At 61.7% G+C, this 15,384-nt stretch carries 13 protein-coding genes and 1 tRNA gene; 7 read left to right on the top strand and 7 right to left on the bottom strand.

The genetic code is table 11. The features are described 5' to 3' along the window. Positions 1–7: 7 nt before the first annotated feature. The gene (locus tag ASD31_RS22215) at positions 8–529 is read right to left on the bottom strand and encodes a disulfide bond formation protein B (protein ID WP_056339233.1); all 522 of its coding nucleotides are present in this window, start codon (positions 527–529) and stop codon (positions 8–10) included. Beyond that, entirely contained in the window at positions 529–1,116 is a 588-nt protein-coding gene (locus ASD31_RS22210; RefSeq protein WP_056339231.1) for a YqaA family protein, read from the bottom strand. Before ASD31_RS22210 ends, ASD31_RS22215 begins: the two co-directional genes overlap by 1 nt. Positions 1,117–1,292: 176 nt before the next feature. Here ASD31_RS22210 and ASD31_RS22205 point away from each other — a divergent pair. After that, a tRNA-Leu gene (locus ASD31_RS22205) sits at positions 1,293–1,377 on the top strand. 93 nt (positions 1,378–1,470) lie between these two features. Here the strand turns inward: ASD31_RS22205 and ASD31_RS22200 are convergent. Further along, entirely contained in the window at positions 1,471–1,830 is a 360-nt protein-coding gene (locus ASD31_RS22200; protein WP_156392762.1) for a hypothetical protein, read from the bottom strand. 290 nt (positions 1,831–2,120) lie between these two features. Here ASD31_RS22200 and ASD31_RS22195 point away from each other — a divergent pair, with 290 nt between their 5' ends. Next, positions 2,121–2,345, top strand: a complete 225-nt coding sequence (locus ASD31_RS22195) for a hypothetical protein (RefSeq protein WP_056339226.1) — start codon at positions 2,121–2,123, stop codon at positions 2,343–2,345. 102 nt (positions 2,346–2,447) lie between these two features. Here the strand turns inward: ASD31_RS22195 and ASD31_RS22190 are convergent, their stop codons facing one another. After that, positions 2,448–3,761: a calcium-binding protein gene (locus tag ASD31_RS22190; RefSeq protein ID WP_056339225.1), complete on the bottom strand. Its 1,314-nt coding sequence runs from the start codon at positions 3,759–3,761 to the stop codon at positions 2,448–2,450. Between the two features lie 156 nt (positions 3,762–3,917). On the opposite strand from ASD31_RS22190, the gene ASD31_RS22185 reads away from it, so the two are divergent. Continuing rightward, positions 3,918–5,546, top strand: coding sequence for an AMP-binding protein (locus ASD31_RS22185; RefSeq protein ID WP_056339223.1), 1,629 nt, complete (start codon positions 3,918–3,920; stop codon positions 5,544–5,546). A gap of 25 nt (positions 5,547–5,571) precedes the next feature. Here the strand turns inward: ASD31_RS22185 and ASD31_RS22180 are convergent, their stop codons facing one another. From ASD31_RS22180 to secA, 3 genes are all read right to left on the bottom strand, one after another. Then, on the bottom strand, positions 5,572–6,855 hold the full coding sequence (locus tag ASD31_RS22180) for a GNAT family N-acetyltransferase (protein ID WP_056339221.1): 1,284 nt from the start codon (positions 6,853–6,855) through the stop codon (positions 5,572–5,574). Next, the gene (locus tag ASD31_RS22175; protein ID WP_056339457.1) at positions 6,852–8,273 is read right to left on the bottom strand and encodes a lipopolysaccharide biosynthesis protein; all 1,422 of its coding nucleotides are present in this window, start codon (positions 8,271–8,273) and stop codon (positions 6,852–6,854) included. Before ASD31_RS22175 ends, ASD31_RS22180 begins: the two co-directional genes overlap by 4 nt. Positions 8,274–8,675: 402 nt before the next feature. After that, complete coding sequence (gene secA, locus ASD31_RS22170; RefSeq protein WP_056339219.1) at positions 8,676–11,387, bottom strand: preprotein translocase subunit SecA; 2,712 nt, start codon at positions 11,385–11,387, stop codon at positions 8,676–8,678. Between the two features lie 228 nt (positions 11,388–11,615). Here secA and ASD31_RS22165 point away from each other — a divergent pair, with 228 nt between their 5' ends. The 4 genes from ASD31_RS22165 to mutT all read left to right on the top strand — a co-directional run bounded on the left by ASD31_RS22165 (position 11,616) and on the right by mutT (position 15,239). Continuing rightward, entirely contained in the window at positions 11,616–12,494 is an 879-nt protein-coding gene (locus tag ASD31_RS22165) for a peptidylprolyl isomerase (protein ID WP_056339217.1), read from the top strand. A 308-nt stretch (positions 12,495–12,802) separates the two neighbouring features. Further along, a complete protein-coding gene (argJ, locus tag ASD31_RS22160; RefSeq protein WP_056339215.1) occupies positions 12,803–14,044 on the top strand; it encodes a bifunctional glutamate N-acetyltransferase/amino-acid acetyltransferase ArgJ in 1,242 nt (413 codons plus the stop codon). A gap of 59 nt (positions 14,045–14,103) precedes the next feature. Continuing rightward, complete coding sequence (locus ASD31_RS22155) at positions 14,104–14,829, top strand: GNAT family N-acetyltransferase (RefSeq protein ID WP_082520673.1); 726 nt, start codon at positions 14,104–14,106, stop codon at positions 14,827–14,829. After that, positions 14,826–15,239, top strand: coding sequence for an 8-oxo-dGTP diphosphatase MutT (gene mutT / locus ASD31_RS22150; protein ID WP_056339212.1), 414 nt, complete (start codon positions 14,826–14,828; stop codon positions 15,237–15,239). Before ASD31_RS22155 ends, mutT begins: the two co-directional genes overlap by 4 nt. The last annotated feature ends 145 nt before the right edge of the window (positions 15,240–15,384 follow it).

Genomic DNA, 15,384 nt, shown 5'->3' with positions numbered 1-15,384 from the left:
CGCGCCTTTACCTTCTGGCCGCGCCGCGCAGTGCGATGCCTGCGAGGATCAGGCTGGCGATGACATTCCAGCCGGCGAAAGACAGCCCGAGCACGCGTAGCGCCGCATCCGTGCAGGATGGCCCATGCTTGCTGTTGAGATCGCCGAGCAGGTCGCCGACATTCGAGGAAACGCCGGATGCCGTTGTCGCGCAGGTAGCCGGTCCTTCCCAGAAATGCCATTCGACACCGGAGTGATAGACGCCGAGACCGGCGCCGACCAGCATCAGGAGACCGATGACGAGAAGCAGCAGGCGGGTCAGCCGCACCGGCAGCCGCAGAACCGCCGTGGCGATTGCCAAAAGACCGATCGGAATACCCCAGTAATAAGGCAGGCGCTGCGTCAGGCAGAGCGCGCAGGGAATATAGCCGCCGAGATGCTCGAAGGCGAGCGCCCCGCCGACGGTGGCGGCCATGCCGAGCGTCGAAAGCAGGGCGGGCAGGAGGCGGCGATCGGTCAACGTCGGTTCGTAGCTCAAGGAAGGCTCCATCAGGCGAGGAAACGATAGGCGACAAACAGGGCGATCAACAGCCCGGCGGCGGCGGCGGCCAGCACGCCCAGCCGCTTTTCGATGAAATGGCGGATTTCCTCGCCATATCGCCGCAGGAGCCAGGCGAGCAGGAAGAAACGGGCGCCACGCGCGACGATCGCCGAAACGATGAACAGGCCGAGATCGATATTGGCGGCGCCGGAAAGGATCGTCACCACCTTGATCGGCGGCAGATGCGCCAGGCCCGAGGTGACGAGCAGGAGCACCAGCGTCTCGTAGCCGACCGAGGCTTTCATCGCCTCGAAAGCATCGAGCTTGCCGTAGAAATGCAGGATCGGCTTGGCCAGCGTCTCGAAGGCATAATGGCCGATATACCAGCCGGCGATGCCGCCGAGCACCGAGGCAATGGTGGCAACCACCGCATAGCGCCAGGCGCGCTCCGGCCGGGCAAGCGCCATGGGCAGGAACAGCACGTCGGCGGGCACGAGAAACACGGAACTTTCGACGAAGGCGATGACCGCCAGCCAGGTTTCGGCCGATTTGCGGGCGGCAAGCGACATGGTCCAGTCGTAGAGGCGGCGCAGCATGAAGGAATTCCAATTGGCTTTCACCGCCTTTTAGGCAGGATTGCCGATAGTGTAAATGCGCCGCTGCGCAAGGTGCCGCACAGTTTTGTGATGCCTGGTGGCTGATCTGGGAAAATCGGTGTTGACCCGGCGGAAACGGTTCGTGTACACGCACTTGCTACCTGAAAGGTATCCGTGCCCCATTGGCGGAACTGGTAGACGCGCTCGACTCAAAATCGAGTTCCGAAAGGAGTGCTGGTTCGATTCCGGCATGGGGCACCACTCCACACCCCATTTTATACTCTGCCGGTCCGGCTTTTGCGAAAAGCCCGGACTTTTGCCGGGCTTTTCGTCTTTGTGGCGTCATCGTTCATTTTATGGCCTGTTCTGGCAGTTCACATTGTCGGCGCCGGGCGATGTACAGTTCTGGTTGCCCGTGTTCATCGTGCCGTCATCGGGCATGGCAGGTGCCATGATCGAGCCGGTAGTGCTCGAGTCCATTTCCATCTTTTCGCGGCAATTGACATTGTCCGCGCCGGGAACCTGGCATTCGTCGCTGTTGCCCGGCGTATTCATATCGACTGTGGCCGATTGCGCGAAAGCAGGCGCGGTCGCCAGGCCGAGCGCCATTGCAGCGATTGCAAGCATCTTCTTCGACATTTTCATTCTCCATTGATGTGCTTTGACAGGCCCTTTTCCCAGGCCTTTGCACTCAACTAACTGGTCGATGATCATTCTGTTCCAAGAAAACTGCCCATCGGAGAATGGAAGTGCGGTCGTCGCAAAGGGCTGGAACCATGCTGGGCGACGGCCACGACGCCCGTTCCATTTTCGGAAAACGGCCGCCATCGGCCGGCTGGAATTCCATCGGTCGAGGCAATTGCGGCAAGGACTGGCCGGCTTTGCATCAATCCGGCACAGGTCGAGCGGGCTGTTAACCGCCACCGTGCATGGCCGTTGCAAAAAATCGGGACGATATTCAATCTGGGACAAATTCACCCTGATCGACACATGAGGAGTCGAACATGTCCCAGCCTGCTACGTCCTGTGTTGTTTTCGATGATGTCGAACCGCTTTCAGGTGCGCTGATGTCCTGGTGTGCCGAACGCAGCATCCGCCTGCGCAGCCAGGAAGGTGTGAGCGCGGCGAGTGCCGTGATCAATCTTTTCTTCGCGGGCTACAGGACGCAGGACGAACTTCTGGGAGCGCTCTGCGCCGGTGACGACAGCGAGATGGTCTTCGCCTCCTGAGCGGACGGCGTCGGCGGGGATGCGGGCAATATCTGCCGGTCGCTGCGTCCGGGCCGACTGGCAGCCCGGACAGACAAGTTCAAACGGTGCGCCGGCCCGGCATCAGACGATGTAGAAGTCGGACGCCGTCAGCGAAAGGCCAGAGTGGATCGTCGCGAAATGCACGGAGCCGCCGCTGGCATTGCCGTTGCTGTCATAGAACAGCTTGCCCGTATCGGTTTCGTAGATGATGCGGTCGCTGGCATCGGCCGCCTTGCCGGTTGTGTTCTTCGCGAACTGCGCCGATGTCATCGTTCCGGTACCGATTATCTTGGTGAAGATCGCATTGTCGAGGCGGATCGTGTCGTCGGCGACGACGAAATCCTCGATCACATCGACATTGGTGGAGGCGCTGAGCTTGGTGTTGAACAGGAAGATGTCCTTGCCGCCTTCGCCGCGCAGTATATCGTTGCCCAGGCCACCCGCCAAGGTGTCATTGCCGCCGCCCGCGTGGAGACGGTTGTCGCCCGAACTGCCATAAAGCTTGTCCGCGGCATTGCCCGTGCGGGCATTTTCGATGCTGATCAGCGTGTCGGTCCTGCCGAAACCGTCCTTGGCCTTGCCCGTTTCCAGGTTGACGGTAACGCCGCCCGTTCCGCCCCGCCGGTCGTCGCGGTGATAGAGGACGCCGTCGATGCCGCCGCCCCCATTGATCGTGTCGTTCCCGCCCCATCCCATGAAGGTTTCGTCGGCGCTGGACCCCTTGAATACATCACGAAACTGGGTGCCGCGAAAAGATTCGATTTCGGTGAAGGTTTCCGAATTGCCGTAGGGGTCGGTGACCTTGCCGGCAGCGACATCCACACTGATGCCGCGATAGGCCGATGAGGTGTAATAGGCGTCGCTGAAGTCCAGCGTATCGAAACCGGCATTGCCGTCATAGGTGTCGTCGCCTTCGCCACCCTGCATGTAGTCATCGCCCGTTCCGCCGATGAATTTGTCGTTGCCGCCGTAGCCGCGCAGGTCCTGCTCGCCGCTATTGCCCGTTATCGTATCATTGCCCCGCATCAGGAATGCGGCCATGCCGAACTGGTCGAAGGCTTCCGCGGCATCGATGAAGCTCTCCAGCGAAATATTGAGGCCCGTCAATTGCTGCATCTTCGTCGTGCCGTTGTTGAGATAAAGCACGATGCCGGTAACCGTTCCCTTCACGGCATTGCCATCGTCATCGATGGCGAAGCCGGTGCCGATGATCTTGAGTTTCAACCCATTGGAGAGACTGAACTTGATCGATGTCGTCGTGGCGGTGCCGATTTGGGTTGCCGTGTCGAGATTAACGACCTCATCGAAAAAGGGCATGTAATCGTAACCCGGCAGCGGCGGATTATAGTGGTCGGGATAAACGCCGCCCGGGAAATAAGATTTAAAAGTTGCCATTTGAACGTCTCCCCAGGAAATTACGAATATTGTAAATTAGAGATATTTAAATCTGTTGCACACAAACCGCAACAGAAAAGGTTTGATGTTCACAGTTGAAGTCGCCGCGTGGGAGGTGTTAGCTGCAGTGCAGCAAAAAATCTTGGCGAGCGTCAGATGCTTCCGATCAGCGATACCTATGACGTCCTTCGTCGTGACTTCCGGTGGCAGGTCCCGGCAAAATTCAATATCGGCACGGCGATCAGCGATGCCTGGGCTGGGCGCGCGCCGGAGCAGGTCTGCCTGCAGCATTTCAGTCCCGATGGAGCGCATCTGTCGCTGACCTACGGCGCCTTTGCCACGCAATCCTCTTCCTTTGCCAAAGGGCTTCGCGAACTCGGGGTCCGGCCCGGAGATCGGGTGGCGATCCTTCTGCCGCAAGGTTTCGAAGCGGCGATCGCCCATGCCGGCATTTACAAGCTCGGGGCGATCGCGCTGCCGCTTGCCTTGCTGTTCGGCATCGAGGCGCTCCAATACCGGCTCGGTGACGCCGGCGCCTGTGCCATCGTCACCAATCATTTCGGCCACGAAAAGATCGCCGCCATCCGCTCCAGCCTGCCGGATCTGAAATCCGTCGTGCTGGTGGATGCGCAAGCACCCGGCGCGATCGGCTTTTCAGTATTATCTAATGGAACGGCGGCCGGTTTTGCGGCTGTCGAGACGACGCCGGACGATCCCGCGATGATGATCTATACGTCCGGCACAACGGGTCCGCCGAAGGGCGCGCTCCATGGTCACCGCGTGCTCCTGGGTCATGTGCCGGGGTTCCAGTTCCACCACGCCTTCCTGCCGCAGCCGGGCGACCGGATGTGGACACCGGCCGACTGGGCCTGGGCGGGTGGTTTGCTCAATGCGCTTCTGCCGTCGCTGCTGCTCGGCGTGCCGGTGGTTTCCTCCCCGGCCCAGAAATTCGATCCGCATATGGCCTTTCGCATCCTGGAGGAAATGCAGGTCCGCAATGCCTTCATTCCGCCGACGGCGCTGCGGCTGATGGCCATCGTCGAAAATCCGCGCTCCTGCTATCGGATCAACCTGCGTACCGTCGGTTCGGCCGGCGAAGCGCTCGGCCGCCAGACCTGCGAACAGGCAAGTGCGGCGCTGGGCGTGCCGATCAACGAGTTCTACGGCCAGACGGAATGCAATATCGTGCTGTCGTCCGCTGCCCATCTTGGCGTTTTGAAACCGGGTTCCATGGGCAAGCCCGCGCCGGGCCATGATGTGGCGATCATCGACGCCGAGGGCAGGGTGCTGCCAAGGGGCACGATCGGCCAGGTGGCGGTGCGCCGTCCCGATCCGGTGATGTTCCTCGGCTACTGGCGCAACGAGGCGGCGACGGCACGGAAATATGTCGGCGACTGGATGACCACAGGCGATCAGGGCATCGAGGACGAGGAGGGATATTTCACCTTTTTCGGCCGCGACGACGATGTCATCACCTCGTCAGGCTATCGCATCGGGCCGAGCGAGATCGAGGATTGTCTTGCCGGCCATCCGGCCGTGCAGCTTGCCGCCGCAGTTGGCAAGCCCGACAATTTGCGCACCGAGATCGTCAAGGCCTATGTGGTGCTGAAGCCCGGCCACGCGCCTGGCCCGGCGCTCGCCGCCAATCTTCGCGACTGGGTCAAGACGCGCCTGTCGATGCACGAATATCCGCGCGAGATCGAATTCCTCGACAGCCTGCCGCTCACCACCAGCGGCAAGGTGATTCGCCGTTTGCTGCGCGAAAAGGCAGGCGCCGAGGCCTGATGCGCCGCGCCACTTCCGGCGTAGGTCACCGTTTCGAGCGCGGCGCTAGTGCCCTTATCTTTTCGCGCAGCAACCGCGCCATGTTGCGGGTGTTGCGGTAGAGATGAAGCTGTGCCGCCACCTGGCGCACGTCGCGATCGCGGTTCTGGGCAAGGCCGATCACCAGCGTCCCCATGTCCTCGCGCTCTTCCCAGAAGCGGCTCATGACCGGATGGTCGGGCACCGCGCAGCTATCGGAACGCACGATATTGGCGTCGTCGAGATGCCATTCCGTCAGTTCGGCGAGAAGCAGTTTTCCGGGCGAGTAACGGGCATAGGTCTCGTCATAGGCCGTTTTCCAGGTATAGGCCTCGCCGGCCATCATCAGCACGACCATCGAGGCGATCGCGCTGCCGTCGAGGTCGAGCGTGTGGATGCGCACGCTATCGGCCTCCGCTAGGTTGTTGATCGCCTCGCGGGCGAAGGCGGCGCGATAGCGGTCGAGCACCATGGCAGTGCGCTGGCGGCCTTTCCAGCCGCTTGCTTCAAGCGCCAGGAATTCCTCCATGCGGGCGCGGATGTCGGCCGGTTGGCGGGCGACATTGTAGGACACCCGGCCGTGCGTCTCCAGGTGGTTCCACTGCCGGCGAAGTTCACGCAGATGCGACGCGCTGATCGCGCTACGCAGATAGGTCTGGCCGTCTTGCAGGCTTTCCAGCATCGGCCGCGTATAGGTATCGGTCACCGTCAAGGGCAGGTTGCGGCCGATGGCGACGGCGCGGGCCAGTTGGGCGAACTTGCCCTTCAGGCGAATATCGGGAAGTACCAGCACGCCCGGCAGGCCGACGGAGCGATCGGCAAGAGCCTCATAAAGATTGTCGATCGTCTCGGCGGCATCTTCGGTATCGAGCAGCGGCACGCCGAGCGGCCCGAACGGGTTGGACCAGGCCCGCAGGATCGGCGCGCCGATGGAAAAGCCCGGCTTTTCCACCGAAAACGGCATCAGGAAGCGGATGCGGCTGCGGCGCTCGTCGGTATCGCGGATCAGTGCCAGGCGGATGATCCGGTCTTCCAGGCGCGGCATGGCCGGCGCGAGGAAACGGCCGGTGAAGAACACGTTCGGTTCCATGGCCCGGTTGGAAAGGAAATCCAGCTCGTTCTGCAGTTCATAGCCCTGGCGGGCCGGGTAGAGGCAGAGCTGGCGGCCGGGGCGGCCGACGGAGATCGTGCTTTCGGCGACCGGCCGCTCCGGCGCCGGCGGCACGAGGCCGCCGAGGATGCGCGCCGACCGGCTGTTGGCGTCGTCGGGAATGTGATGGTTGCCGCTCATGATGGGCTGGCCTCCGCTTTGATGGGTCGGGCATGTGGGTCGGCGAAGGCGAAGAGGACGATGCCGAAGATCCGGCGCACGGCGACATGGAGAAGGGCGGCTTCGACGAACATGGCGCCGGCCGTGGCGATTGCGGCACCCGTCAGCCCGAACATCGGGATCAGCGTGACATTGAGAGCGAGATTTGCGGCAAGGGCGGCGGCATAGAGGGCGACGCAGAGGTTCTGCTGGCCGGCCATTGTGAGAAAGGCTTCTGCCGGACCGATCAGCGCCTTGGCCATGATGCCGGCATAGAGGATCGCCATCAGCGGGTAGCCGGAAACGAAGCTGGGACCGAACAGCGAGAGGAGGAAATTGCCGCTGGCAAGCACAGCCGCGCCGACGAGAAGCGAGGGCCAGAACGACCATTTTGCGCTCTCGACCGCGATCACCGCGAGTTGCTGGCGATCGGGATCGGCCATGGCGGCGGAAAAGCGCGGCGAGGCGGCGGCCTTGACGGAGAACATCACGAAATGGACCAGCGCCATCGTCTTGGCCGCCGCGAAATAGATCGCCACGCTTTCCGGATCGAGATAGAGGCCGACGATGACGACATCGGAATTGGTCAGCATGAAGCCGAAACCCTCGATCAGGAAGATCGGCAGGGCGACACGGATCCAGGTGCCGAACTCCAGGCGGCGCGGGCCCTTGACGTAGCGCTTGCGCAGCCGCCAGCTCAGGATGAAGAATTGGGTGACGCTGGTGAGATAGGTCGCGGCCATGGCGGCGATCATCGCCGTGCGCGCCGTTGCCGGCTCTCCGATCATGAGCGCCAGCATCATGAGGGCAAGGATCAGGATCGGCCGGATGAGATAGGTCGGGCTGAGGGCCGAGACCGCCCAGCTATGGGCCCGCGAGGTGCCGTCCATAACGTCGCCGAGCGCGATCATCGGCAGCGTGAAGATGCCGAGATAGAGCGGGACCAGATAATAGCCGTCGATCCTGTCGCCGAACAGCCAGAGGCCTGCAATGCCGGCCGCGGCAAGGGCCGTCGCCGAGACGAGGGCGAAAACGCGCACCGTCGTCGTCAGGCCGCGGATTTCCGGCAGCGCGTCGCGGGCATGATATTGCGGCAGGAAGCGGATGATGGCGGTGTGGAAGCCGAGGCACGAAAGATTGCCGAACAGCACGACCAGGACCCAGACGAAGACGAAGATGCCATATTCGAATTCGCCCATGACGCGGGCCAGCACGATCTGGGAAATGAAGGCGATGGCGGCGCTGACGATGCGGATGGAAAAGGCCACCAGCGCCACGCGCTGGGCAAGATGACGCGGGTCACTCCCGCCCAGCAATGCCTTGAGCATGTCCAGTAGGGGCTGCAACCGCTCCCGCAAAGCGGGCGGCAATAATCGTCCAGCCGTCTGACATGCTGCCATGAACAAGGAAGTACCCGGAATTACGCAAAACAGAAAGCAATTCTTGCCAGATCAGCGTTAATAAAGGGTTCGTCCGCCATCGGGCGGCTCACGTTGCAGAACACCGTGGAGAATGCCATTATCGGTTGTATTCGCCGGCAAAAGCAGCGCGCGTGGTGCCAGCCCACGCCACCGGGAAGACGGGCTCCCCGGCTGAGGCAACAGCCTTGCTGTCGAATCTGGAGGTGATCTATGTGGCAAAAACCATTTAGCATCACGCTTATGATGCGAAAAACCCGGACGGGCTGGTCAATAGCCGTCCGGGTCAATTTCACAAAATAAGCCAAAGGCAGGCGGGACTGCAATCCCGCCTGCCACTTCAGACATAAGCGATAACGCTTATAAAATCAAGTTTTCCGATGCCTAAGCCTCGAACGCGCCGTGGCAATGCTTGTATTTTTTGCCGGAGCCGCAGGGGCAGGGTTCGTTGCGCGCCACCTTGCCCCAGGTCGAAGGGTCCTGGGCATCGCGGTTTTCCGGCGCGACGACGGCAAGATTGACGCCCTCGGCGAAATCGTCCTCGCCGGTCACGGGATCGATGTGGTGACCGACCATCTGCGGCGGCACCGGCTGCGGTGCCTCGGCGGCCTCGCGCACCAGTTCCACGCGCATAAGCTGCGCGATCACGGCTTGGCGAAGATTGCCCAGCAGTGCCTGGAACAGTTCGAAGGCCTCGGACTTGTATTCTTGCAGCGGATCGCGCTGGGCATAGCCGCGGAAGCCGATCACCGAGCGCAGATGGTCGAGATTGACGATATGCTCGCGCCAGAGATGGTCGAGCGTCTGCAGCACGACGGAACGCTCCACATAGAGCATGATCTCGGGGCCGAAACGCTCGGCCCGGTCGGCCGCCGCTTTGTCGGCCTCGGTGGTGATGCGCTCGCGGATGTCGTTCTCGTCGATGCCTTCCTCGGCCGCCCATTCCACGATCGGCAGGTCGAGATTGAGGGATGTCTGTACATCTTCCTTGAGGCCAGCGACATCCCATTGTTCGGCATAGGCTTTTTCGGGAATGCGCTTGGCAACGATATCCTCGATGACCTCGTGGCGCATGTCGGTGACGGTTTCGGAAATATCCGTCGCGTCCATCATCTCGATGCGCTGCTCGAAGATCACCTTGCGCTGATCGTTGAGCACGTCGTCATATTTCAAAAGATTCTTGCGGGTGTCGAAGTTGCGGGCCTCGACTTTTTTCTGGGCCCGTTCCAGCGCCTTGTTGATCCAGGGATGGACGATCGCCTCGCCCTCCTTGAGGCCCAGCTTCTGGAGCATCGAATCCATCCGGTCGGATCCGAAGATACGCATCAGGTCGTCCTGCAGCGACAGGAAAAATTTTGAGCGGCCGGGGTCTCCCTGGCGGCCGGAACGGCCGCGCAACTGGTTGTCGATGCGGCGGCTTTCGTGGCGTTCGGTGGCGAGCACGTAGAGGCCGCCGGCAGCCAGCGCGATATCCTTCAGGCGCTGCACCTCGGCCTTGATGGCGGCTTCCTTCTCGTCGCGCTCGGGGCCCTGTTCCATCTCGCCGAGTTCGCGCTCGATGCGCATGTCGAGATTGCCGCCGAGCTGGATGTCGGTGCCGCGGCCGGCCATGTTGGTGGCGATGGTCACGGCGCCGGGCACGCCCGCCTGGCTGACGATATAGGCTTCCTGCTCATGGTAGCGGGCGTTCAGAACCTGGAAATTGGTAAAGCCCGCCTTTTTCAGCATGTCGGCAAGCAGTTCGGATTTCTCGATCGAGGTGGTGCCGACGAGGACGGGCTGCTGGCGCTCCTGCGATTCCCTGATCTCGGCGATGATCGCCTTGTATTTCTCTTCCGTCGTCCGATAGACTTCGTCGTCCTCGTCGATGCGCTTGATCGGCAGGTTGGTTGGCACTTCCACGACTTCGAGGCCGTAGATATTGCCGAACTCCTCGGCTTCGGTCGATGCCGTACCGGTCATGCCGCCGAGTTTTTCGTACATGCGGAAATAGTTCTGGAAGGTCACCGAGGCCAGCGTCTGGTTTTCCGGCTGGATAGTCACTTTTTCCTTGGCTTCGAGCGCCTGGTGCTGGCCTTCCGAATAGCGCCGGCCCGGCATCATACGGCCGGTGAATTCGTCGATGATGACGATCTCGTCATTGCGGACGATATAGTCCTTGTCTTTCTGGAAAAGCTTGTGCGCCTTCAAGGCGTTGTTGACGTGATGGACGATGGCGACGTTCTCGACGTCGTAGAGCGTCTCACCCTTCAACAGGTTTGCTTCGCGCAGGAGATTTTCGAGCTTTTCGGTGCCTTCTTCCGAGAAGTTCGCCGAGCGCTGCTTTTCGTCGATCTCGTAGTCCTCTGCGCTCAGCAGCGGAATGAAGCGGTCAATGGTATTGTAAAGCTCAGAACGGTCGTCGAGCGGGCCGGAAATGATCAGCGGCGTGCGTGCCTCGTCGACGAGAATGGAGTCCACTTCGTCGACGATGGCGAAGAAATGGCCGCGCTGGACCATCTGGTTGCGCTCGTATTTCATGTTGTCGCGCAGATAGTCGAAGCCCAGCTCGTTATTGGTTGCATAGGTGATGTCGCAGGCATAGGCGGCGCGGCGCTGGTCGTCGGTGAGGCCATGGACGATGACGCCGGTGGTCATGCCAAGGAAGGAATAGATCCGGTTCATCGTCGCCGAGTCGCGGCTTGCCAGGTAATCGTTGACGGTGACGACATGCACGCCCCGGCCGGCGAGCGCGTTCAGATAGACCGGCAGCGTCGCCACTAGCGTCTTGCCTTCACCGGTCTTCATCTCGGCGATCGACTTCTCATGCAGGATGATGCCGCCGATCAGCTGCACATCGAAGGGGCGCAGGCCAAGGACGCGGCGGGCGGCCTCGCGAACGACGGCAAAGGCTGGAACAAGGAGATCGTCGAGGGTCTTGCCATCGGCGAACTGCTTGCGAAAATCGACGGTCTTTGCAGCCAATGCTTCATCGGAAAGGGCGCGCATTTCCGTTTCCAGAGCATTGATGGCCTCGACCTTGGCCTTGTAGCCACGCACGCGGCGGTCATTCGAAGAGCCGAAAATTTTGCGGGCGAGACCGCCGAGACTGACCATAAGAATGGTCCTTTCTTCTGTGTAGCCGATGCGGTTGAAATCCGCGAAATACTATGAAACGCCCGGAACTGTTCTGGACGCGAGGTTGCGTGACAGATAAGAGGGGGGTCGAATTATGTCAACGGGAGTTGAGGCGGGCAAAGGCTGCAGAACGGCCACAATTGGATGATGTGGAGCGTTCAAGCTGGCCGTGACCGCGGTTCGGAGATCAGTGTGAAAGGTATGAGGATGCTGAAATACAAAATGCTTGCGGCTGTCGCTCTCGTGGCCGTGATGGCCGCCCAGGGGCCGGCTGCTGCTGCGGATGGCGCGGACCCGGTGATTGCCAAGGTCGCCGGCGCGGAAATCCACCAGTCAGAACTCGATCTGGCCCTGACCGGCCTCGACCCGCAACTGGCGCAATTGCCCGAGGAGCAGAAGCGCGCCGCAGCCCTGTCCGGTCTGATCGACGTCAAGCTTCTGGCCAAGGATGCCAGCGACGAAGGCCTCCAGAACGATGAAGACTTCAAGAAGCGCCTTGCCTATCTCACCGATCGCGAACTGCACAATGCCTTCTTCAAGAAGCATGTCGTCGATGCGGTGACGGACGAAGAAGTCAAGGCGCGCTACGAGAAGGAAATCTCAGCGATCAAGCCGGCCGAGGAAGCCCGGGCCCGCCATATCCTGGTCAAGACCGAGGAAGAGGCCAAGGCGATCATCAAGGATCTCGACGCCGGCAAGGATTTCGCCACGCTCGCCAAGGAAAAATCGACGGACCCGAACAAGGGCGACGGCGGCGATCTCGGCTATTTCACCAAGGATCGCATGGTTCCGGAATTTTCCGAAGCCGCCTTCAAGCTCGAAAAGGGCAAGTATACTCCGGTGCCTGTGAAGACCCAGTTCGGCTTCCACGTCATCCTGCTGGAGGACAAGCGCCTGCAGCCGCCGCCGCCGCTGGAGCAGGTCGAGCAGCAGGTCAGGCAATTGGTCATGCGCGACACATATATCGATCTCCTGGCTGCCGCCAAGAAGGATGCCGGTGTCGATATCACCGATCCGGCGCTGAAGAAGGCCTATGACGAGGCCAACAAGGCGGAAGCGGAGACAGGCGCAGAGACCGCCAACTAGGCCGGCTTGCTTCGGCTCCTCATCCGGCCTGTCGACCACCTTCTCCCCGTAGTCGGGGAGAAGGGATGTGCGGCGAATTCGATCGTCCTCGGCTTGCAGGGGGTGAGGGGTTGTTGATACCCAAAACCCGTCATTCCTGTGCTCGTCACAGGAATCCAGCCGCCCAAGGACTTGGGCGAAGAGTCTTTTGGCCCGACAGACGTCGGGTCGCTGGATCCCCGCCACAAGGGCGAGGATGACGGAGGATGGGACCCCCTGCTTTATCCAAATCAGTTCCAGGTGGTTTTTTCTTATCTGAGGTTTTGATCATGTCCGGTTCCGTTTCTCCGCTTGCTCCGAAATCCTTTGCCGAGATGCCGGCGGTGCGCGGCGTGCGCATGGCGACCGCGGCTGCAGGCATCAAGTACAAGAACCGGACGGACGTGCTCCTGATGGTCTTCGACGAACCGGCGGCGGTGGCGGGTGTTTTCACCCGGTCGCGCTGCCCTTCGGCGCCGGTCGATTTCTGCCGCCGGAACCTCGCCGGCGGCGTTGCGCGCGCGGTCGTCGTCAATTCCGGCAATGCCAATGCCTTTACCGGCAGGAAGGGCAGGGACGCGACCGAACTGACGGCGCAGTCGGCTTCTGCTGCCGTCGGTTGCTCGCCAAATGAAGTGTTCCTTGCCTCGACGGGCGTGATCGGTGAACCGCTGGATGCCACCAAATTCGCCGGTGTTCTCGGCGACATGACCTCGCAGGCCACGGACGATTTCTGGTTCGAGGCCGCCAAGGCGATCATGACCACGGACACCTATCCGAAGGTCGCGACCCGTAGCGCGGTGATCGGCGGCGTCAGCGTCACGATCAACGGTATTGCCAAGGGCGCCGGCATGATCGCGCCGGACATGGCGACGATGCTTTCCTTCGTCGTCACCGATGCCGATATCGCGCCGCCGGCCTTGCAGGCGCTTCTCTCGGAAGGTACCGGCCCGACCTTCAATTCCGTCACCGTCGACAGCGACACCTCGACCTCCGATACGCTGATGCTGTTTGCCACCGGCGCGGCGGCAAAGGACGGCCAGGTGAGGATCAATGATGCCGGCGATCCGGCGCTCGAGGAATTCCGCTCGGCGTTGAACGATCTCTTGCTCAATCTGGCGCTGCAGGTCGTGCGCGACGGCGAAGGGGCGCGCAAGATGGTCGCGGTGACCGTCGAAGGCGCCGAAACCGACGCGGCCGCCAAGCGCATCGCGCTGTCGATCGCCAATTCGCCGCTGGTCAAGACGGCGGTTGCCGGCGAGGACGCCAATTGGGGTCGCGTCGTCATGGCGGTCGGCAAGTCCGGCGAGATGGCCGACCGCGACCGGCTGGCGATCTGGTTCGGCGATGTCCGCGTCGCGGTCGACGGCGAGCGTGATCCTGCCTATTCGGAGGCGGCCGCGAGCGCCGTGATGAAGGAAGACGATATCGCCATCCGCGTCGAGATCGGGCTCGGTTCCGGCCGGGCGACGGTCTATACCTGCGATTTGACCAAGGAATATGTCGAAATCAACGGCGACTACCGGAGTTGACCGGCGTGCAGGACAGGATTTCGAAGATCGATCTGCCGAATGTACGCCGTCTCGAAGCCATGGGTTTTCGTGCCTGGCCGGCGGCTTCGGTGCAATATGATGGCAGCTGGCTGATCCGGCTGACCCCCGGCCATGGCTCCAAGCGCCTCAACTCGGTCAATCCGCTCGACCCGTCCGACTACCGCGACATCGCGGCCCGTCTTGAAAGGGCGGCCAGGCTCTTTTCCGATCATGGGCGGCCGCTCACCGTGCGCCAGACGCCGCTGACGCCATTGCCGCTGGTCGAGCATATGGACACCATGGGCTGGCCGGTCTTTTCCGAAACCGTGGTCATGATGGCGGACATACCGCCGAACGACACGTCGGAGGCGATCGAGCATCTGCCGCTGCGGGATATCGACCGTTTCGTCGATGCGCGGTTGAGCATCTGCGGCGAGGACAGCGAGGCCAAGGCGGGTCTCAGTGAAATCATCAATGCGATAAAGCCGGAATGCGGCCTGTTCCTGTTCGAATCCCCAGAGGATGGACCGCTCGCGGTTTCGCTTGCGGTACACGACAATGACATGGCCGGCATCCTGCAGGTCGCGGTGGCCGAAAATGCCAGGCGGCAGGGGACAGGCTCGGCGATCGTCAACGCCTCGTTGCGCTGGGCTCGGCTTCGCGGCGCCCGGACGGCCTGGCTCGCGGTCGAATCCGACAACACGGCCGCCATTCGCCTTTACCGCAAGTTCGGCTTCCAGGACGTCTATCGCTATGCCTATCGGCGCGCAGGAGATCCACGATGAGCGGAGCGGGCAGGAAAATTCTTCTGGTGGCCGCCTGTGCGCTGGTCGATGGCGACGGCCGGGTTCTCTTGGCCCAGCGGCCCGAGGGTAAGACGCTGGCGGGGCTGTGGGAATTTCCGGGCGGCAAGGTGGAGCCGGGCGAGACGCCGGAGGAGACGCTGATCCGGGAACTGGACGAGGAACTGGGGGTTCGCACCAAGGTCGCCTGCCTGGCGCCCCTGACATTTGCCAGCCACAGCTATGACGATTTCCATCTGCTGATGCCGCTCTATATCTGCCGCCGCTACGAGGGTGTTGCCCATGGGCGGGAGGGGCAGGCGGTCAAATGGGTGAGGCCGAAGGCATTGCGCGATTATCCGATGCCGCCGGCGGACGAGCCGCTCATTCCCTATCTGATGGATTTGCTCTGAACGGCGAAAAATTTCGATTTCGTTAATCGAACATTTATCTGCTTCCATCAAAGTCAACTCGACTAAGTGCCGGTGTCCATTGTCGCGGGATGATTCCAGCGAGGGGCGCCGGTCGTGTATCGGCACGGATGTGGCCGGAGCGGTG

The sequence above is a fragment of the Rhizobium sp. Root482 genome, assembly GCF_001426565.1.
In the GTDB taxonomy this organism is placed as follows: Bacteria; Pseudomonadota; Alphaproteobacteria; order Rhizobiales; family Rhizobiaceae; genus Pararhizobium.
The sequence above is the reverse complement of the archived record's forward strand: the minus strand, read 5'-3'. Positions and strand labels throughout refer to the sequence as shown.

Bases quoted from the DNA above. Each gene is read 5' to 3' on its own strand.
- ASD31_RS22215 (WP_056339233.1), bottom strand. From the start codon at position 529: ATGGAGCCTTCCTTGAGCTACGAACCGACGTTGACCGATCGCCGCCTC.
- ASD31_RS22210 (WP_056339231.1), bottom strand. From the start codon at position 1,116: ATGCTGCGCCGCCTCTACGACTGGACCATGTCGCTTGCCGCCCGCAAA.
- ASD31_RS22200 (WP_156392762.1), bottom strand. From the start codon at position 1,830: ATGATCATCGACCAGTTAGTTGAGTGCAAAGGCCTGGGAAAAGGGCCT.
- ASD31_RS22195 (WP_056339226.1), top strand. From the start codon at position 2,121: ATGTCCCAGCCTGCTACGTCCTGTGTTGTTTTCGATGATGTCGAACCG.
- ASD31_RS22190 (WP_056339225.1), bottom strand. From the start codon at position 3,761: ATGGCAACTTTTAAATCTTATTTCCCGGGCGGCGTTTATCCCGACCAC.
- ASD31_RS22185 (WP_056339223.1), top strand. From the start codon at position 3,918: ATGCTTCCGATCAGCGATACCTATGACGTCCTTCGTCGTGACTTCCGG.
- ASD31_RS22180 (WP_056339221.1), bottom strand. From the start codon at position 6,855: ATGAGCGGCAACCATCACATTCCCGACGACGCCAACAGCCGGTCGGCG.
- ASD31_RS22175 (WP_056339457.1), bottom strand. From the start codon at position 8,273: ATGGCAGCATGTCAGACGGCTGGACGATTATTGCCGCCCGCTTTGCGG.
- secA (WP_056339219.1), bottom strand. From the start codon at position 11,387: ATGGTCAGTCTCGGCGGTCTCGCCCGCAAAATTTTCGGCTCTTCGAAT.
- ASD31_RS22165 (WP_056339217.1), top strand. From the start codon at position 11,616: ATGCTGAAATACAAAATGCTTGCGGCTGTCGCTCTCGTGGCCGTGATG.
- argJ (WP_056339215.1), top strand. From the start codon at position 12,803: ATGTCCGGTTCCGTTTCTCCGCTTGCTCCGAAATCCTTTGCCGAGATG.
- ASD31_RS22155 (WP_082520673.1), top strand. From the start codon at position 14,104: ATGGGTTTTCGTGCCTGGCCGGCGGCTTCGGTGCAATATGATGGCAGC.
- mutT (WP_056339212.1), top strand. From the start codon at position 14,826: ATGAGCGGAGCGGGCAGGAAAATTCTTCTGGTGGCCGCCTGTGCGCTG.